We start from the raw sequence: 18573 nt of genomic DNA on the forward strand, positions 1-18573 counted from the left end.
TGACCGCATACTCCCTTAGCAGGGGAGCGCCTTCAGCCTCTCGGCCACCTCACCAACAACACCTCTTGCGAGTGCTTCGAAGAACTTGTTTCTGCTCATCGTCGCTGTGTGGCGCACATATTACTTTCTGGGACTTATAAGTCAAACAATTTTCCGCAGATTTTTTTTCGTTTGCACATTTCACAGGCAATCAGGTGTTAAAAAAAGCAGAACGGATGTTTTATCAACAGATAAAACGCGATGAAGGCCGCAAAACGGTAACCTGGGAAAATGACATCAAAGAGATAAGCAGAAGAAAAAATGGTTAATACAGAGGATAAAACGAGACAAGGGGTGGGATTTGCGTCTCACCCACTGGGTGAGACGCGAGAACTTAGTAATTGGACTGCTGGGATTTTTCAGCCTGGATACGCTGGTAGATCTCTTCACGGTGAACAGAGACTTCTTTCGGGGCATTTACGCCGATGCGCACCTGGTTACCCTTCACCCCTAAAACTGTCACAGTGACCTCATCTCCAATCATGAGGGTCTCACCAACTCGACGAGTCAGAATCAGCATTCTTTGCTCCTTGAAAGATTAAAAGAGTCGGGTCTCTCTGTATCCCGGCATTTTCCATCATATAACGCCAAAAGGTCAGCGATGACAAACACCTTCACGTGTAAGCAGTCACGGCATCACATTCTGTTAAATGTAAGTCTAGCCGATCTACATGACTTCAACCTGACTTTATCGTTATCAGTACCGCATATGCAAGACGCCGTAACAGATAACGTTAAGGCGTCTGCGTGCGTTTATTGTTATTACAGTTTAGCGCTTACCCAGCCTTTCACGCTGGCCAGTGCAGCAGGGAGTGCAGACGCGTCGGTACCGCCAGCTTGCGCCATATCCGGACGACCGCCCCCTTTGCCGCCCACCTGCTGAGCGACCATACCAATCAGCTCCCCTGCTTTCACACGGTCTGTTACATCCTTAGACACACCGGCAATCAGAGAAACCTTACCTTCCGCTACCGTCGCCAGCACGATAATCGCAGAACCCAACTGGTTCTTCAGATCGTCGACCATGGTACGCAGCATTTTCGGCTCAACGCCAGCGAGCTCGCTCACCAGCAGGTTAACGCCGTTAATCGTCTCAGCTTTGTTGGAAAGATTCGCGCTTTCCTGTGCTGCCGCCTGCTCTTTCAGCTGCTGAAGCTCTTTTTCCAACTGGCGGGTACGCTCGATAACGGTACGAACCTTCTCCGTCAGGTTGTGGCTATCGCCTTTCAGCAGTTGGGCGATGTCACTTAAGCGATCGCTTTCCGCATGCACAGAGGCAATGGCACCTTCACCGGTTACGGCTTCAATACGACGTACACCTGCGGCAGTACCCGATTCGGACACAATGCGGAACAGACCAATATCACCCGTACGGGAAGCGTGAGTACCGCCGCACAACTCGGTTGAGAAGTCGCCCATGCTCAGTACGCGCACGTGGTCGTCATATTTCTCACCAAACAGCGCCATCGCACCCTTCGCTTTCGCCGCTTCCAGATCCATGATGTTGGTTTCAACAGGCAGGTTGCGACGAATCTGGGCGTTGACCAGATCTTCAACAGCACGAATCTCTTCCGGCTTCATCGCTTCGAAGTGAGAGAAGTCGAAACGCAGCACTTTATCGTTAACCAGAGAGCCTTTCTGCGCAACGTGAGTGCCCAGAACCTGGCGCAGCGCCGCGTGCATCAAGTGCGTTGCGGAGTGGTTCAGACGGATGCGAGCGCGACGCGCTTCATCGACATCAGCCTGCACGCCATCACCCACTTTCAGCGCGCCGGTTGCCAGCTTGCCGAGGTGGCCGATAGCCTGACCATATTTTTGAGTATCGCTGACCGCAAAGCTAAAGCCCGCGCCTTTCAGCTCACCTTTATCGCCAACCTGGCCGCCGGACTCCGCGTAGAACGGCGTCTGGTCCAGAACGACAACGGCTTCCTGGCCCGCAGCGATAGACTCTACCGCTTTACCATCAACAAACAGCGCGGTGACTTTACCGTTCAGTTCCAGATGGTCGTAGCCTTTAAATTCGGACGCACCGTCAACACGGATCATCGCGTTATAGTCCGCGCCAAAACCGCTGGACTCACGCGCGCGACGGCGCTGTTCTTCCATCGCCGCTTCGAAGCCCGCTTCGTCAACTTTGATGTTACGCTCACGGCAAACGTCCGCCGTCAGATCAACCGGGAAGCCGTAGGTGTCGTACAGACGGAAAGCGGTTTCGCCGTCCAGCGTATCGCCGGTCAGTTTTGCCAGCTCTTCATCGAGCAGCGCCAGACCGCGCTCCAGGGTACGAGCAAACTGCTCTTCTTCGGTTTTCAGAACCTGCTCAACCTGCGCCTGCTGACGTTTCAGCTCTTCGCCTGCGGCACCCATCACCTCTACCAGCGGGCCAACCAGCTTGTAGAAGAAGGTGTCTTTCGCGCCCAGCATGTTGCCGTGACGGATTGCGCGACGAATGATACGACGCAGCACGTAGCCGCGGCTTTCGTTAGACGGCATCACGCCGTCGGCGATCAGGAAAGCACAGGAACGAATATGGTCCGCGATAACGCGCAGCGATTTGTTGCTCAGATCGGTTGCGCCAGTCACTTTCGCGACGGCATCAATCAGATTACGGAACAGATCGATTTCGTAGTTGGAGTTAACATGCTGCAGGACAGCGGTGATACGCTCCAGGCCCATACCGGTATCCACGGACGGCTTCGGCAGCGGTTCCATGGTGCCGTCAGCCTGACGGTTGAACTGCATGAAGACGATGTTCCAGATCTCAATGTAACGGTCGCCGTCTTCTTCCGGAGATCCCGGAGGGCCGCCCCAGATGTGGTCGCCGTGATCGTAGAAGATCTCGGTGCACGGGCCGCAAGGACCGGTGTCACCCATCTGCCAGAAGTTATCGGATGCGTACGGCGCGCCTTTGTTGTCGCCGATACGAATAATGCGCTCACGCGGGATACCGACTTCTTTTTCCCAGATTTCGTATGCTTCATCATCGGTTTCATACACGGTGACCCACAGACGCTCTTTCGGCAGGGCGAACCAGTTTTCACCGGTCAGCAGTTCCCATGCGTACTGGATAGCGTCGTGTTTGAAGTAGTCGCCGAAGCTGAAGTTACCCAGCATTTCGAAGAAGGTATGGTGACGCGCGGTGTAGCCGACGTTTTCCAGGTCGTTGTGTTTACCGCCCGCACGCACGCAACGCTGCGCGGTGGTCGCGCGAGAATAATTACGTTTGTCGAGACCGAGGAACACGTCCTTGAACTGGTTCATCCCGGCGTTGGTAAACAACAGAGTGGGGTCGTTATTCGGTACCAGGGAGCTGCTGGCAACTACCTGATGGCCTTTACTATGGAAAAAGTCGAGAAACGCCTGACGGATCTCAGCGGTGCTCTTGCTCATAATTATCCTGAAATCAAGCTACACTTCATCCTTCAAACCGCCTCTGCGTTGGCTGCGCTCGTTCACCCCAGTCACCTACTGATGCACGCTCAGGGGGTTCACTCACTTGCCGCCTTGGTGCGGCTTGAATGATTTTGTGTATTTAAGGAATATTCGTCGTAGACGCTAATCGCGATAAAACGACCTGCGCCCGGACGGAAAAAGTGGGAATAAGATAAGTTTTCTTTAGTGGGAAGTAAAATCCCGAGTGGGGTCAATCAGCAAAATTTCGCCATATTTCCTGGATATCTTCCATCAGGTAGCCGCGGTAAAGCAAAAAACGTTGAATTTTGACCTTCTCAGCGAAGACGGTTGGCAGCGGTTCGCCATATTTTCGCTGGGCCTGTTCGCGCGCCTGCGCGGCCCAGTCGATTTCGCATTCACGCATCGCCTGTTCAATCACCTCACGGGCAATTCCCTTCTGGCCCAGCTCCTGACGAATGCGTGCGGGCCCATAACCTTTGCGGCTGCGCCCGGCCATAAACTGCTGCACGAAGCGGCTATCATCGAGATAGTGGTTTTCAAAGCACCATGCCACCACCTTTTCAACATCTTCGGGCGGCGCATCGATAGGCTCCGGACCATTTTTCCCCATCACCGGGGCGGTAAGCTTGCGCCGCAGCTCCTGTTCGCTGTGGTCGCGCATCGCCAGAATACGGATAGCGCGATCCAGCAGGCGAGCGTAGGAGGAACGGCGCGGTGAGTTTTCGGTCATCGTTATCCTGCCATCGTGATAAATGCAAAAGGGCTGCATAAGCAGCCCTTAGTGTCGATTCCGAGGTTATCAGAAGTCTTCGTTGGTTTCTTCAACGCTGTTGTTATCAACAACGAAGTCAGGTTTGTCGTCCTGGTTATTGAGCAGCAGTTCACGAACTTTCTTCTCAATTTCTTTTGCCGCCGCCGGGTTCTCTTTCAGCCAGGAGATAGCGTTCGCTTTACCCTGACCAATTTTGTCGCCGTTGTAGCTGTACCAGGCGCCCGCTTTCTCAATCAGCTTCTCTTTCACGCCCAGATCGACCAGCTCGCCAAAGAAGTTGATGCCTTCACCGTAGAGGATCTGGAATTCAGCCTGTTTGAACGGCGCCGCGATTTTGTTTTTCACGACCTTCACGCGGGTTTCGCTGCCGACGACATTATCGCCTTCTTTCACCGCGCCGATACGACGGATATCCAGACGAACGGAGGCGTAGAATTTCAGCGCGTTACCGCCGGTGGTGGTTTCCGGGTTACCGAACATCACGCCAATTTTCATACGGATCTGGTTGATGAAGATCAGCAGCGTGTTGGACTGCTTCAGGTTACCCGCCAGCTTACGCATCGCCTGGCTCATCATACGTGCCGCAAGGCCCATGTGAGAGTCGCCGATTTCGCCTTCGATTTCCGCTTTCGGCGTCAGCGCCGCTACGGAGTCGACCACGATAACGTCTACCGCGCCAGAACGCGCCAGCGCGTCACAGATTTCCAGCGCCTGCTCACCGGTGTCCGGCTGGGAGCACAGCAGGTTGTCGATATCGACGCCCAGCTTACGCGCATACACTGGATCCAGCGCGTGTTCCGCATCGATGAACGCACAGGTTTTACCTTCGCGCTGCGCCGCGGCGATAACCTGCAGCGTCAGCGTCGTTTTACCGGAGGATTCTGGCCCGTAGATTTCGACAATACGGCCCATTGGCAGGCCGCCAGCGCCCAGCGCGATATCCAGGGACAGCGAACCGGTAGAAATGGTTTCCACATCCATAGTGCGATCTTCACCCAGACGCATGATGGAGCCTTTACCGAATTGCTTTTCGATCTGGCCCAGCGCTGCCGCCAACGCTTTCTGTTTGTTTTCGTCGATAGCCATTATTACTCCTGTCATACCGGGTGTTACCGGATAGTGAATTCTGTTCTGTTGAGGCAATTATACTGTATAGTCATACAGTATCAAGTATTTTGTAGAAATTGTTGCCAGAGGAGTTTTAGCGCGTAAGCCGTCGCCTGACGACGCACCGATTCACGGTCGCCAGAGAAGCATTCGCGCTGGGTCACGCCCTGCCCGTTCGCGCTGGCGACGCCAAACCAGACGGTACCGACCGGCTTTTCCGCACTGCCGCCGTCCGGCCCGGCGATGCCGCTGACCGAGACCGCGAAGTCGGCGCGCGCCGCGCGCAGTGCGCCAATCGCCATTTCGACCACGACCGGTTCGCTGACCGCGCCGTGCTGCTCCAGCGTCACTTCACGTACGCCGATCATCTGCGATTTCGCTTCATTGCTGTAGGTGACAAAACCGCGCTCAAACCAGGCGGAGCTGCCCGCCACGTCGGTGATAGTTTTCGCAATCCAGCCGCCGGTGCAGGACTCTGCGGTGGTCATGGTCGCGCCGCGCGCCTTCAGCGCCAGGCCTACCTGCTCGCTTAGCTGCAGTAATTCTGAATCTGTCATTGTCGCTCCGCTTAAGCCCGATAAAGAGGCCATCAAAGATAGCACTTTCAACAGAGATGTGGGGACGGGATGACGATTTTACGAGGGAGCTTCAGAAAATGTATCGCCCCGGCTAAACCGGGGCAAAAAAGAGCAAGACTCAGCGCATGCTATCCGCAATCAGCTTCACGTTATGACGCAGCATCTTCACATAGCTGTCCGCCACGCCGCCGGGCGCAGACAACGCTTCGGGATACAGTTCGCCGCCCGGCTGTGAACCGGTGGCAGTAGCAATCTGCTTCACCAACCGCGGGTCGAGCTGATTTTCCATAAACCAGGTGTGCACGCCGTCAGCTTTAATCTGCTTAATCAGCGCAGCCACCTGCGCCGCGCTGGCTTCGCTTTCCGACGACAGCCCCTGCGGAGCCAGGAAAGTTACACCGTAAGCGCGGGAGAAGTAGCCAAAAGCATCGTGGCTGGTCAGGACCTTACGCTTCGCTTGCGCAATACCGTCGAACTGACTTTTCGCCCAATGATGAATATCGTTTAACCGGGCGATATAGCGTTCACCGGAAGCCTTCAGCGCTGCGCTATCCTCCGGGTCGGCTTTTATCAGCCCGTTCATGATATTTTTCGCATACAGCGCACCGTTGGCTGCGCTGTTCCAGGCATGGGGATCGGTCACGGTTTTCCCGTCCTCATCCAGCGTATGCGTCTTCACGCCGGTAGAGGCCACCACCAGCTCGCCTTTGAAACCGGAGGCTTTAATCAGCCTGTCGATCCACCCTTCCAGCCCCAGCCCGTTAACCACCACCACGTCCGCCTTGCTGAGCAGCGCGCTGTCCTTCGGCGACGGCTCGAAGGTATGCGGGTCGCCGTCCGGGCCGACCAGCGTGTCGACATGCACGTGCTCACCGCCCACTTGCTGCACCATATCGCCCAGCACCGAGAAGCTGCTGACCACATTCAGCGTTTTCGCCATCGCCCCTTGCGCCGAGAGCCCCAATGCCAGCGCCAGAATCACCCCAATATGTTTCATGTTTTCCCCTATCTTGTGAGTTTTTGCCAGCTGACGGTCAGCCGGCTTCGCTTGCCAAAAAACACCGAGACCAAAAAGACGCCGCTGGCGGTCAAAACGATCGAAGGACCGGCGGGTAAATTGGCGGCCCACGACAGGCTCAACCCCATCCACGCGCAGACGCTGCCCATCAACGCCGCCAGCAGTAAAATTCCCGGCAGGGTCCTCGCCCAGCAACGTGCCGCCACGGCAGGCAGCATCATGACCCCTACCGCCATCAGCGTGCCGAGCACCTGAAAACCCGCCACCAGGTTAAGCACCAGTAAGGCCAGAAACAGGCCGTGCAGCAGAACCGGCAGCCAGCGCGCGTTGACCTGTAGCCAGGCGCTGTCGAAGGCTTCACTCACCAGCCCGCGATAAAACAGCGCGATGCAGATGAGTGTCAGGCTGGCAACGCCCGCCACAAACAGCGCCGCGTCGTTATCAACGGCCAGAATGGAGCCAAACAGCAGATGCAGCAGGTCGACGTTTGAGCCGCGCAGCGACACCAGCGTGACGCCCAGCGCCAGCGAGCCAAGATAGAATCCGGCAAAGCTGGCATCCTCCTTCAGCGGCGTGCGCCGGCTGACCCAACCGGCAATCAGCGCCACCGCAATCCCGGCGATAAAGCCGCCGACGGTCATCGCCAGCAGCGACATGCCGTTGACCAGATAGCCCACCGCCACACCGGGGAGAATGGCGTGCGATAATGCGTCGCCCATTAAGCTCATACGCCGCAGCAACAGAAATACGCCGAGAATTGTGGTGCTCAGCGACAGTGCCAGGCACACCACCAGCGCGCGGCGCATAAAGCCAAATTCAATAAACGGTTGAAAAAAGGTATGCCAGATCATGCGTGCCTCACGGAGCGAAACGCGGGCAGCACCTCATGAGTTGGCCCCCAGCAGGCATTTTGCGGCGCCAACAGCAGCGTTTCCGGGAAATAGTCCGCGACCCGCTGGTTATCGTGCAACACCGCCAGCACGGTCTGCCCCTGCTGATGCATCTCCTGAATCACCCCCATCAGATCATGGGTCGTGTTCTCGTCAATGCCGGTAAAGGGTTCGTCGAGCATCACCAGCGGCGCGCGCTGAACCAGCACACGGGCGAACAACATGCGTTGAAACTGGCCGCCAGAGAGTGCTTCGATCGGCGTTTTCGCCATCTCAGTCAGCCCCACACGCGCTAGTGCGGCCTGGATGCGCCGCCGCACGTCGTTACGCAGGCCGCGCAGCAGCGAAATACGCGGCCACGCCCCCTGACTCACGACATCGAGCACCGTCAGCGGAAACTGCGACTCCAGCGCGTGACGCTGAGCTAACCAGCCGATCGTCGGGCGCGTCGGCGACCAGCGCACCACGCCGCTCACTGGCGGAATAAATCCGGCCAACGTTTTTAGTAGGGTGGATTTACCGCAGCCGTTCAGACCGACGATGGCCGTCATGCTACCTTTGTGAATCACGCCGCTCAGCGCAGGCGTGATCGCCGCGCCTTCATATCCTGCGACCAGGTTGTCCAGTTCAATCATGGCAGCGTGACCGCCCACCAAACCGTCAGCCAAAGCGCGGCTAGCAGCGCGCAGGCCAACAACAGACGCGTCGCGCTGGACGCCATAAAAACAGGAGTCAACATCTTTGCCTCATTACATTATGTTATAACATAACAATACGAGATGAGATCTAAGATGTAAACGGCGAGAAATGATGCAAAATGTAACAAGCCCCTCCCCGGACGGAGAGGGGCAAGAAAGGAAAATTACTGACCGCGGGCCTGAGACACCGCCAGCCCCAGCTGCCAGACGGCCATCGCGTAGTGGGTGCTGTGGTTGTAACGGGTGATGGTGTAGAAGTTCGGCAGACCGTACCAGTACTGGTAACCGGTGCCAATATCCAGGCGCAGCAGGCTGGCCTGCTGATGGTTACCCAGCGGCTGCATCGGGGTTAAGCCCGCCGCCGCCAGCTGCGACACGCTGTACTTGGTCTTGAAGCCGTTTTCCAGCCCCGGCGCCTGACCCATCGCCTGCACCGCTACCGTGTCGCCCGTCACCCAGCCATGCTGTTTGAAGTAGTTCGCCACGCTACCGATGGCATCTTCCGGATCCCACAGGTTGATGTGGCCATCGCCGTTAAAGTCCACCGCGTACTGACGATAAGACGATGGCATGAATTGCCCATAGCCCATCGCGCCGGCGAACGAGCCTTTCAGATCCAACGGATCGTCTTTTTCATCACGCGCCATCAACAGGAAGGTTTCCAGTTCGCCGGAGAAGTATTCGGCGCGGCGCGGATAGTTGAAGGAGAGCGTTGCCAGCGCGTCAAGAATGCGGGTTTTCCCCATCACGCGGCCCCAGCGGGTTTCAACACCGATAATCCCCACGATGATTTCCGGCGGTACGCCGTAAACCTGCTGCGCGCGCTGTAGCGCCCCCTGATACTGATTCCAGAAAGCCACGCCGTTCTGCACGTTATCCGGGGTAATAAATTGTTTGCGATAGCGCAGCCACGCGCCGTTCGGGCCGGTTGGCGGCAGGCCGGTCGGGGCCTGTCTGTCCATCAGGCGCAGCACGTAGTCCAGACGCTTGGCCTGGGAGAGAATTTCGTGCAGTTGCTGACGGTCAAATCCGTGCTTGCTCACCATCTTGTCGATGAACTGTTCTGCCGCCGGGTTATTGGCAAAATCACCGGTCGGGATCAACGCATTATGCTGGGGTTCAAGAAGAAAACCGCCGGAGGTGGTTGCCGGCGATTCAGCCGTTTTCGGCTTACTGCTACAGGCAGCGAGCAGGACACACAGGGGGAGTAAAGCCAGAACGCGACGCTTCAACATGGGACTTCCGTTTAACAATATCAGCAAGAGTTAAATATGGTAAAGCATCCGCCTCGCTGCAAGGAAGCGCCTTCTGGTCCGGCGGGAAAAAAAATCTCCGACTCCGAACAATCATGATGCAATCGATGATCTCAATGGGTGGAATGTTTTATCATCGCCGCGCAAAACTGGACCGTGTGACGCGCTAATTATCGGAGAAAGTCATGAGTGATTTTTTGTTAGACGCCGGGCGTAAGGCCCTGTTACTGGAATTACAGGAAGCCAGCCGCCTCCCCGACCGTCTTGACGAGACCTTTGTGCAGGCCGCAAAAGCCATTCTCGACTGCAAAGGCAAACTGATCGTATCCGGAATGGGCAAGTCCGGTCATATCGGCAAAAAGCTGGCCGCCACCTTTGCCAGTACCGGCACCCCCGCCTTCTTTGTCCACCCGGCAGAAGCGCTGCACGGCGACCTGGGCATGGTTGAAAGCCGCGACGTGATGCTGTTTATCTCTTATTCCGGCAGCGCCAAAGAGCTGGATTTCCTCATCCCTCGTCTGCAGGAGAAATCGGTCGTGCTGCTGGCGATGACCGGCAAAGCGAATTCGCCGCTGGCGCTGGCAGCCGACGCGGTGCTGGATATCTCCGTTGAACGCGAAGCCTGCCCGATGCACCTGGCCCCCACCTCCAGCACCGTCAACACGCTGATGATGGGCGACGCGCTGGCCATCGCCGTAATGCAGGCGCGTGGCTTTAATGAGGAAGATTTTGCCCGTTCGCATCCGGCCGGGGCGCTCGGTGCGCGTCTGCTCAACCGCGTGCATCACCTGATGCGTAAAGACGCAGATATTCCGCAGGTCAACGTGCACGCCAGCGTCATGGACGCCATGCTGGAACTGAGCCGCACCGGGATGGGGATGGTGGCGGTTTGTGACGATGTGCTACAGGTGCATGGCGTGTTTACCGACGGCGACCTGCGCCGCTGGCTGGTGAGCGGCGGCTCGCTCGCCGACAGCGTCAACGAAGCAATGACCAAAGGCGGCGTGACGATTCACGACAAAGCGCGCGCCGTCGACGCCAAAGAGAAGCTGATGAAGCTGAAAATCAGCGCCGCGCCGGTGGTGGATGAAAATCACCGTCTGGTCGGCGCGATTAACCTGCAAAACTTCTACCAGGCCGGGATTCTCTAATCCTTGAGGCCCAGACGTTTCGCCAGCCGATGCAGGTTGGCGACGTCTGTCTCCAGCGCTCGCGCGCTCGCCGCCCAGTTGTGCTGGTTCGCATCCAGCGCCTGGCGAATCATCTGCCGCTGAAAATCTTCCGTCGCGTCGCGTAAATTATGCACCGCCGCCGCGACTGACCGCTCCTCTACTGCCGCCGCTGGCGCCCCTTCCTGAAAGGCAAAATGCTGCGCCTCCAGCACCACTTCACCACTGCTGCGGGCCGCCCGCGCCAGCACCACCGCGCGGTGAACCGCATGTTCCAGCTCACGCACATTGCCTGGCCAGCCGTAGCTTTGCAGGTGCGCGCGTGCGCCGCTGCTCAGCACCACGCGGGACAGGCCTAATCGCAGCCGACACTGCTCGCAAAAATAGCCCGCCAGCAGCACCACGTCATCACCCCGCTCGCGCAGCGGTGGCACCGAGAGCGGGAACACGCTCAGACGATGGAACAGGTCGGCGCGGAAGTTGCCCGCCAGCACCTCTTCGCGCAGGTCGCGGTTGGTCGCTGCCAGCACGCGTACGTCGACCCGCAGGCTGCGATCGTCGCCGACGCGCTGAATATCGCCGTATTGCAGCACGCGCAGCAGCTTGGCCTGAAGCGCCAGCGACAGTTCGCCAATTTCATCTAAAAACAGCGTGCCGTTGTCGGCCATCTCAAACTTGCCGCTGCGGTTACTGATGGCCCCGGTAAACGCCCCCTTCACGTGGCCGAACAGCTCGCTTTCGGCCACGCTTTCCGGCAGCGCGGCGCAGTTCAGGTAAACCAACGGGCTCACCGCGCGCGGCGAGCCTTCATGAATCGCCTTCGCCACCAGCTCTTTACCGGTGCCGGTTTCGCCGCTGATCAGCACGTTGAGATCGGAGGCCGCGACGATTTCAATCTCTTTTTTCAGCTGCATCATGCCCGGCGACAGGCCAATCATCTGCGTCTCTTTAACCTGCTCGAAGTCGCTTGCCGAGCCGGGCAGCATATTCTGGCTTTCAAGCTGTTCAATCAGCAGCGCATTGCTGAGCGCCCCTGCCGCCAGTGCGGCAATCAGCCGCAGCTCTTCATCGCTGAAGACGTCGAACTGATCCGGCGACATGCCGTCGAGAGTCAGCGCGCCAATCAGGTTCTGCCCGGCAAACAGCGGCAGGCCGATGCAGGCGTGCACTTTCAGGCTCTCCTGGCCGGGGATCAGGCCATCGTAGGGATCCGGCAAATCGCTGTCAGCGGGGAAGCGCACCACGTCGCCCGCACGGGCGATAGCCTCCAGCCGCGGGTGCCCTTCCAGCGTAAAACGGCGGCCCAGCACGTCCTTCGCCAGGCCGTCGATCGCCAGCGGAATAAACTGCCGCGCCTCGTAGCGCAGCAACGCCGAAGCATCGCACTCCAGCACCTGACGCAGCGTGGTAATCAGCCGCTGGAAGCGGTCCTGATGGCCGACGCCGCGCTGGAGTTCAATGGCGATGCCCGCCAGTACGTCAACAGAAAAGCTCATGGCAACCTCAAATAGTCATTTCGACAATGCATAATGTCATATTGACAATTTTATGCATAGTCATTTTGACTAACAAGAAATGAGTAAAAACAAAATAAAACAATAAAATCAATAGATTAAAAAGTTGGCATGCAACCTGCAATAAGCAATACATCTTTTTTGAAAACGCTGAATTAATTGAGGTTGCTATGTCTATTCTGGTTAAAAATAACATTCATTGGGTTGGCCAACGTGACTGGGAAGTACGTGATTTCCACGGGACTGAATACAAAACGCTGCGCGGCAGCAGCTACAACAGCTATCTCATCCGTGAAGAAAAAAATGTCCTGATCGATACAGTAGACCACAAGTTTAGCCGTGAATTCGTGCAGAACCTGCGCAGTGAAATTGACCTCGCGGATATCGACTACATCATCATTAACCACGCGGAAGAAGACCATGCCGGCGCGCTGACCGAGCTGATGACTCAGATTCCCGATACGCCAATTTACTGCACTGCCAACGCCATTGACTCCATCACCGGCCATCACCATCACCCGGAGTGGAATTTCAACGTGGTGAAAACCGGCGATTCGCTGGACATCGGCAACGGCAAACAGCTGATCTTCGTGGAAACGCCAATGCTGCACTGGCCTGACAGCATGATGACCTACATGACCGGCGACGCGGTGCTGTTCAGTAACGACGCCTTCGGCCAACACTACTGCGACGAACGCCTGTTCAACGACGAAGTCGACCAGACCGAACTGTTCGAGCAGTGCCAGCGCTACTATGCCAACATTCTGACGCCGTTCAGCCGCCTGGTCACGCCGAAAATTACCGAAATCCTCGGCTTCAACCTGCCGGTGGACATGATTGCCACCTCTCACGGCGTGGTATGGCGCGACAACCCAACGCAGATCGTTGAGCTGTACCTGAAATGGGCCGCTGACTATCAGGAAGATCGCATCACTATCTTCTACGACACCATGTCCAACAACACTCGCATGATGGCGGACGCCATTGCCCAGGGTATCAACGAAGTTGACCCGAACGTGGCGGTGAAAATCTTTAACGTCGCCCGTAGTGATAAAAACGAAATCCTGACCAACGTCTTCCGTTCCAAAGGCGTGCTGGTCGGCACCTCGACCATGAACAATGTGATGATGCCGAAAATCGCCGGCCTGGTGGAAGAGATGACCGGCCTGCGCTTTCGCAACAAACGCGCCAGCGCCTTCGGCTCTCACGGCTGGAGCGGCGGCGCGGTTGACCGCCTGTCTACCCGCTTACAGGATGCCGGTTTCGAAATGTCTCTGAGCCTGAAAGCCAAATGGCGTCCGGATCTGGATGCACTGGAACTGTGCCGTCAGCACGGTCGTGAAATTGCCCGTCAGTGGGCGCTGGCGCCGCTGCCAGAAATGAACACCGCGTCAGCCACAGCGAAAGAAGCGTGCGCCTGTGCCGCAGCAGCGGCGGCAGACCTCGGCCCAAGCATGCAGTGCAGCGTGTGCCAGTGGATTTACGACCCAGCGAAAGGCGAACCGAACCAGGACGTCCAGCCAGGAACCCCGTGGAGCGACGTTCCGGACAACTTCCTGTGCCCGGAATGCTCATTAGGCAAAGACGTCTTCGACGTGCTGGCAACGGAGGCAAAATGAATCATGGCATCGTGATCGTTGGATCGGGCTTCGCGGCCCGCCAACTGGTGAAAAACATCCGTAAACAGGATGCGAGCGTCAAACTGACGCTCATCGCCGCCGACAGCATTGACGAATACAACAAACCAGACTTGAGCCACGTGGTGAGCCGGGGGCAAACCGCCGCTGACCTCACCCTGCAAACCGCCGGTGAGTTTGCCGAACAGTACAATCTGAACCTGTTTCCGCAAACCTGGGTCACCCACATCGACGCCGAGGCGCACGTAGTCAAAAGCCAGCATCATGAATGGCAGTACGACAAACTGGTCCTGGCCACCGGCGCGGCGGCAATCGTTCCGCCGGTGCCGGGCAAAGAGTTGATGTTAACCCTCAACAGCCAGCAGGAATTTGGCGCGGCACAAAGTACGCTGCGCGATGCCCAACGGGTGCTGATTATCGGCGGCGGGCTGATCGGCAGCGAGCTGGCGATGGACTTCTGTCGCGCTGGCAAAGCCGTCACCGTGGTCGACAATTCGGCCAGCGTACTGGCCTCACTGATGCCGCCGGAAGTCAGCAGTCGCCTCCAGCATCGCCTGACCGACATGGGTATCCATCTGTTGCTGAAAACGCAGCTCCAGTCGCTTGAACAGACCGCCACCGGCATTCGCGCCAGCTTTGACCGCGACCGCCACGTTGAGGTTGATGCGGTAGTGGCCGCCACCGGCCTGCGTCCGGAAACGGCGCTGGCGCGGATGGCTGGTCTTGAGATTAACCGCGGCGTGAAGGTCGACAGCACCCTGCGCACCAGCCACCCGGATATCTACGCGTTGGGCGACTGTGCGGAAATTAACGGTACGGTGATGCCGTTCCTGCAACCGATTCTGCTCAGCGCCATGTGCCTGGCGAAAAACATTCTCGGCCAGCCCGGCGAGCTGAAACTGCCCAATATGCTGGTGAAGGTGAAGACGCCGGATCTGCCGCTGCATCTGGCCGGAGAAACCCGCCGTCAGGATCTGAACTGGACCATTGAAACCCGCGCCGACGGCATGCTGGCGCAGGGCTACGACGAAAGCCAGCAGTTACGGGCGTTCGTGGTCAGCGAGGAAAGAATGAAAGAAGCATTTAGTTTGTTGAAGTCGCTCGCCAGTTAAGAAGTCAGCGCTCTGTCCACTGTTTTACTTAACCCTCAAGCACATGGAAGTACTGAAGTCTGATTTTGCCCCGGTGCCCCGGGGCTTTTTTTGTTTTGCGGTTGAGGCTTCTCTGCGCTTAGCGCACCACCAGCGCGTCATAATTGCGCCAACGGTAGTTTACCATCGACACCAGCCAGCACAGCGCAAACAGGCCAATCACCACAAAGCCCGCGTTGCCGAGGTTGTCGCTCAGCATCGATACGCCGCTCCAGATACCGCCCGTCAGGTCAAATTTATCGATAATCAGCCCCAACGCTTCCAGGCCACCGATAAACAGCGCAACGACCACGGAAGCTCCGGTAATGGTCATGTTGTAATACAGTTTGCGCTGCGGCTTGTTGAAGGCCCAGCCGTAGGCGCCGACCATCAGGATGTTATCCAGCGTATCCACCAGCGCCATGCCGCTCGCGAACAGCGCCGGGAAAACCATAATCGACCACATCGACATGCCGCTGGAAGCGCTGGCGGCAGAGATGCCGAGCACACCGATTTCGGTTGCCGTATCAAAGCCGAGGCCGAACAGGAAGCCGACCAGATACATATGCCAGCTTTTGCCGATCAGGCGGAAAGTACGGCTGAACAGCGCATTCATCAACCCACCGGTCACCGGGACGTCAGCAGAAACCGATTCCCCTTTTTTCAGCGCCTGGAAGCTGCGCCATACGCCACGTAAGATAACCAGGTTTACCAGCGCCATCGCCAGCAGGAACACGGCAGAAACCGTGGTGCCGATAATGCTGCCGGTTTCGTGGAACCAGCTCATCTTATGCTGGAAGGCGGTCGCCGTGGCGGCAATCGCCACCGACGCCAGCACCACGATGGAAGAGTGGCCGAGCGAGAACCAGGCCCCCACGCCAAACGGGCGCTTACCCTGCTGCATCATTTTGCGGGTGACGTTATCAATCGCCGCGATATGGTCAGCGTCCACCGCATGGCGCAGACCGTAGCCCCACGCCAGCAGGCTGGCGGCCATCAGCGCGCCATTATGGCCAAATGACTGCCACGCCCAGCCCCAGGCCAGTAGGTTCGCTAACACCAGAACCAACACCAGCAGCGATGCCCGCGGCTGTTGACGAAGAACATTCCACAACATGAATAACTCCTTTAAAGCTGATGACGAGCTGCCGCAATGACGGCCTGCCCGTATGAAATCGCCCCATCACCCGCGGGTAAGCGCTTCGGAAAGAGCAAAGTGAAATCGCGTAAATAGTGCATTAACCGCGCACGCAGCAGCGCGTTGTGCAGCACGCCGCCGCCAAACGCCAGCGTGGAAATTGCCGCTGGTTCAGCATGTTGACGCATTAAGGCCGCCACACCGCACGCCAGCGCATCATGAAACGCCCAGGCTTTTTGCGTAGGCGTCGCCTGCCAACTCAGCCACGTTTGCCAAAAGGTGGCGAGGTCTAGCTGGCCTTCACGCACCGGCATCGTCACCGGATGGGCGACGCCCGGGCAGGTGGTCGCCAGAGCCTCCAGCCGACACGCCGCCTCGCCTTCATAGCTCAGCATCTGCGGCGCGCAGCCCAGCGCGCAGGCTACCGCATCAAACAAGCGGCCGCAGGAGGAGGCCTGTGGGCTGTTCAACCCGCGCGCGATCGCCTGCTTCAGCAACGGCCAGTTTTGTTGTTGCAGCGGTTGGGTTTCAGCGAAGGTCTGCCAGTCGGGAACGAACGCCAGACAGTGGGCCAGCAGATTGCGCCACGGCTGCTTCGCCGCCAGGTCAGCGCCCGGCAGCGCCACCGGCGGAAAGCCGCCCAGATGCTTGCATTCCCGGTAGGTCACGCGCAGGCACTCGCCGCCCCACAGCGCGCCGTTCTCGCCCATTCCGATACCGTCCAGCGCCATCGCAATAACCTCGCCCCCGTCGAGCGGCCAGTCGTGCTCGGCCAGACAGGCGGCGATATGCGCATGGTGGTGCAGCACGCGTTGCTGTGGTAATGAGCTAGCATCTGCCCAATGTGAGGAACGGTAGCCACGGTGCGCGTCGGCGACGACGGCCTGCGGCGTAAAATCGTATATCGCCTGCATTAATCCCAGCGCCTGCTGCCACTGGCTTTCAACACCGTCGTCGGTCAGATCGCCAAAATGCTGGCTGACGACCGCCTGATCACCACGGACCAGGCAGAAGGTGTTTTTCATATCAGCACCAAGACACAGCATGGGCGGCACGTGATGAAAGCCCGGCGGCAGCGGCAGCGCATCCGGCACAAAACCGCGTGAACGGCGCAGCATTTCTCCGCTCTGGCGCACCACCGAGTCGTCCATGCGCTGGACGATATCGCGGTTATGCAGCAGAAAACCGTCGGCGATGGCGGCGAGATCCGCCAGCGCCTGGTCATTGCTGAGGGCGGGCGGTTTACCGCTAAGATTGCCGGAGGTCATCACCAGCGGGCGACCCAGCGCCTGCATCAGCAAATGCTGGAGCGGGTTGGCGGGCAGCATCACGCCCACCTCAGCCAGATCCGGCGCGATAAGGTCACAAAGCCCCGTCACACGCGCTTTATCCACCAGCACAATCGGCGCGGCGGGCGTGTTCAACAGCGATCTTGCGTCGATTGGCAGCCCGTCGCTATTCGGCAGCATCACCGCCAGCGGTTTCGCCGGGCGATGCTTACGGGCACGCAGCCGTTTAACAGCCCTTTCGTTGCTGGCGTCGCAGGCCAGATGAAAACCGCCAATCCCTTTCACAGCGACGATGCCGCCAGCGTTCAGCAGCGCGACGGCGGCCTGAAGCGCGTCCTCTTTCTGCGCGCATTGGCTACCGCTAAGCCACGTCAGCCACGGGCCGCATTCGCCGCAGGCCACCGGCTGGGCGTGAAAGCGTCGATCATACGGGTTGCGATACTCCGCCTCGCACTGGGGGCAAAGTGGGAATGCCGCCATCACGGTGAAAGGCCGGTCATACGGCATAGCGTGAATAATGGTAAAACGTGGCCCACAGTGGGTGCAGTTGATAAACGGGTAGCGGTAGCGCCGCTCCTGCGGGTCGTTCATTTCCGCCAGACAGGCCGGGCAGGTCGCCGCATCGGGAACAATTTGCGTGCTCATCGCCCCACTTCCGCTCTGGCGGATAGTAAAGTCGGTTGGGATGGTCGGCCAGTCAAACGGCTTAACCTGGGTACTGTCGATGCGTGCAAGCGGCGGGCAGTACTGGTACAGCGCGGCGATGAAGTCCGCTTCATCGCCGTACAGGCGCAGCAGAACCCCGGCGCTGTCATTACAGACATCGCCCAGACAGCCGCGCTGTTGCGCCAGCTGCCAGACGAAGGGGCGGAAACCCACCCCCTGTACTTTTCCGCAGATGCGGATCTGCACGCCGTTTGCGTTCAT

Annotated in this window: 15 protein-coding genes; 3 read left to right on the plus strand and 12 right to left on the minus strand. The window is 58.1% G+C overall.

All coding sequences use genetic code 11. The features are described from left to right. Positions 1 to 373: 373 nt before the first annotated feature. The 9 genes from csrA to mltB all read right to left on the minus strand — a co-directional run bounded on the left by csrA (position 374) and on the right by mltB (position 9751). Positions 374 to 559: a carbon storage regulator CsrA gene (gene csrA / locus ACW14G_RS06805; RefSeq protein WP_007370562.1), complete on the minus strand. Its 186-nt coding sequence runs from the start codon at positions 557 to 559 to the stop codon at positions 374 to 376. A 242-nt stretch (positions 560 to 801) separates the two neighbouring features. Further along, positions 802 to 3429 (minus strand): alanine--tRNA ligase, encoded by a 2628-nt coding sequence (alaS, locus tag ACW14G_RS06810; RefSeq protein ID WP_419058429.1) that lies wholly within the window; start codon positions 3427 to 3429, stop codon positions 802 to 804. 253 nt (positions 3430 to 3682) lie between these two features. After that, positions 3683 to 4183 carry a recombination regulator RecX gene (gene recX, locus ACW14G_RS06815; protein WP_249022851.1) on the minus strand — a complete coding sequence of 167 codons (501 nt, stop codon included), beginning with the start codon at positions 4181 to 4183 and terminating at the stop codon, positions 3683 to 3685. A 69-nt stretch (positions 4184 to 4252) separates the two neighbouring features. Beyond that, positions 4253 to 5311 carry a recombinase RecA gene (gene recA, locus ACW14G_RS06820; RefSeq protein ID WP_163446259.1) on the minus strand — a complete coding sequence of 353 codons (1059 nt, stop codon included), beginning with the start codon at positions 5309 to 5311 and terminating at the stop codon, positions 4253 to 4255. An 80-nt stretch (positions 5312 to 5391) separates the two neighbouring features. Then, positions 5392 to 5889 (minus strand): nicotinamide-nucleotide amidase, encoded by a 498-nt coding sequence (gene pncC, locus ACW14G_RS06825; RefSeq protein ID WP_064543208.1) that lies wholly within the window; start codon positions 5887 to 5889, stop codon positions 5392 to 5394. Between the two features lie 139 nt (positions 5890 to 6028). Next, positions 6029 to 6907 (minus strand): metal ABC transporter substrate-binding protein, encoded by an 879-nt coding sequence (locus ACW14G_RS06830; RefSeq protein WP_249022850.1) that lies wholly within the window; start codon positions 6905 to 6907, stop codon positions 6029 to 6031. An 8-nt stretch (positions 6908 to 6915) separates the two neighbouring features. Next, positions 6916 to 7779, minus strand: coding sequence for a metal ABC transporter permease (locus tag ACW14G_RS06835; protein ID WP_249022849.1), 864 nt, complete (start codon positions 7777 to 7779; stop codon positions 6916 to 6918). Beyond that, positions 7776 to 8486 (minus strand): metal ABC transporter ATP-binding protein, encoded by a 711-nt coding sequence (locus ACW14G_RS06840; RefSeq protein WP_249022848.1) that lies wholly within the window; start codon positions 8484 to 8486, stop codon positions 7776 to 7778. The genes ACW14G_RS06835 and ACW14G_RS06840 overlap by 4 nt, the downstream gene beginning before the upstream one ends. 194 nt (positions 8487 to 8680) lie before the next feature. Continuing rightward, entirely contained in the window at positions 8681 to 9751 is a 1071-nt protein-coding gene (gene mltB / locus ACW14G_RS06845) for a lytic murein transglycosylase B (protein ID WP_065358289.1), read from the minus strand. Positions 9752 to 9954: 203 nt separating this feature from the next. Here mltB and gutQ point away from each other — a divergent pair, with 203 nt between their 5' ends. Then, positions 9955 to 10920 carry an arabinose-5-phosphate isomerase GutQ gene (gutQ, locus tag ACW14G_RS06850; RefSeq protein ID WP_249022847.1) on the plus strand — a complete coding sequence of 322 codons (966 nt, stop codon included), beginning with the start codon at positions 9955 to 9957 and terminating at the stop codon, positions 10918 to 10920. Here gutQ and norR read toward each other — a convergent pair. Then, positions 10917 to 12434 carry a nitric oxide reductase transcriptional regulator NorR gene (gene norR, locus ACW14G_RS06855; RefSeq protein WP_249022846.1) on the minus strand — a complete coding sequence of 506 codons (1518 nt, stop codon included), beginning with the start codon at positions 12432 to 12434 and terminating at the stop codon, positions 10917 to 10919. The genes gutQ and norR overlap by 4 nt on opposite strands. Positions 12435 to 12622: 188 nt before the next feature. Between norR and norV the strand changes: the two genes are divergently transcribed. After that, a complete protein-coding gene (norV, locus tag ACW14G_RS06860) occupies positions 12623 to 14071 on the plus strand; it encodes an anaerobic nitric oxide reductase flavorubredoxin (protein ID WP_455648548.1) in 1449 nt (482 codons plus the stop codon). Further along, positions 14068 to 15201 carry an NADH:flavorubredoxin reductase NorW gene (gene norW, locus ACW14G_RS06865; RefSeq protein WP_167575163.1) on the plus strand — a complete coding sequence of 378 codons (1134 nt, stop codon included), beginning with the start codon at positions 14068 to 14070 and terminating at the stop codon, positions 15199 to 15201. Before norV ends, norW begins: the two co-directional genes overlap by 4 nt. A 118-nt stretch (positions 15202 to 15319) precedes the next feature. On the opposite strand, the gene ACW14G_RS06870 is transcribed toward norW, so the two are convergent. Then, on the minus strand, positions 15320 to 16336 hold the full coding sequence (locus ACW14G_RS06870; protein ID WP_163446269.1) for a HoxN/HupN/NixA family nickel/cobalt transporter: 1017 nt from the start codon (positions 16334 to 16336) through the stop codon (positions 15320 to 15322). Between the two features lie 11 nt (positions 16337 to 16347). After that, positions 16348 to 18573 carry a carbamoyltransferase HypF gene (gene hypF, locus ACW14G_RS06875; protein WP_249022845.1) on the minus strand — a complete coding sequence of 742 codons (2226 nt, stop codon included), beginning with the start codon at positions 18571 to 18573 and terminating at the stop codon, positions 16348 to 16350.

This window comes from Kluyvera sp. (genome assembly GCF_965301105.1).

Coding starts and splice junctions, on each gene's coding strand:
- csrA (WP_007370562.1), bottom strand. CDS start 559: ATGCTGATTCTGACTCGTCGAGTTGGTGAGACCCTCATGATTGGAGAT.
- alaS (WP_419058429.1), bottom strand. CDS start 3,429: ATGAGCAAGAGCACCGCTGAGATCCGTCAGGCGTTTCTCGACTTTTTC.
- recX (WP_249022851.1), bottom strand. CDS start 4,183: ATGACCGAAAACTCACCGCGCCGTTCCTCCTACGCTCGCCTGCTGGAT.
- recA (WP_163446259.1), bottom strand. CDS start 5,311: ATGGCTATCGACGAAAACAAACAGAAAGCGTTGGCGGCAGCGCTGGGC.
- pncC (WP_064543208.1), bottom strand. CDS start 5,889: ATGACAGATTCAGAATTACTGCAGCTAAGCGAGCAGGTAGGCCTGGCG.
- ACW14G_RS06830 (WP_249022850.1), bottom strand. CDS start 6,907: ATGAAACATATTGGGGTGATTCTGGCGCTGGCATTGGGGCTCTCGGCG.
- ACW14G_RS06835 (WP_249022849.1), bottom strand. CDS start 7,779: ATGATCTGGCATACCTTTTTTCAACCGTTTATTGAATTTGGCTTTATG.
- mltB (WP_065358289.1), bottom strand. CDS start 9,751: ATGTTGAAGCGTCGCGTTCTGGCTTTACTCCCCCTGTGTGTCCTGCTC.
- gutQ (WP_249022847.1), top strand. CDS start 9,955: ATGAGTGATTTTTTGTTAGACGCCGGGCGTAAGGCCCTGTTACTGGAA.
- norR (WP_249022846.1), bottom strand. CDS start 12,434: ATGAGCTTTTCTGTTGACGTACTGGCGGGCATCGCCATTGAACTCCAG.
- norV (WP_455648548.1), top strand. CDS start 12,623: ATGTCTATTCTGGTTAAAAATAACATTCATTGGGTTGGCCAACGTGAC.
- norW (WP_167575163.1), top strand. CDS start 14,068: ATGAATCATGGCATCGTGATCGTTGGATCGGGCTTCGCGGCCCGCCAA.
- ACW14G_RS06870 (WP_163446269.1), bottom strand. CDS start 16,336: ATGTTGTGGAATGTTCTTCGTCAACAGCCGCGGGCATCGCTGCTGGTG.
- hypF (WP_249022845.1), bottom strand. CDS start 18,573: ATGAACGCAAACGGCGTGCAGATCCGCATCTGCGGAAAAGTACAGGGG.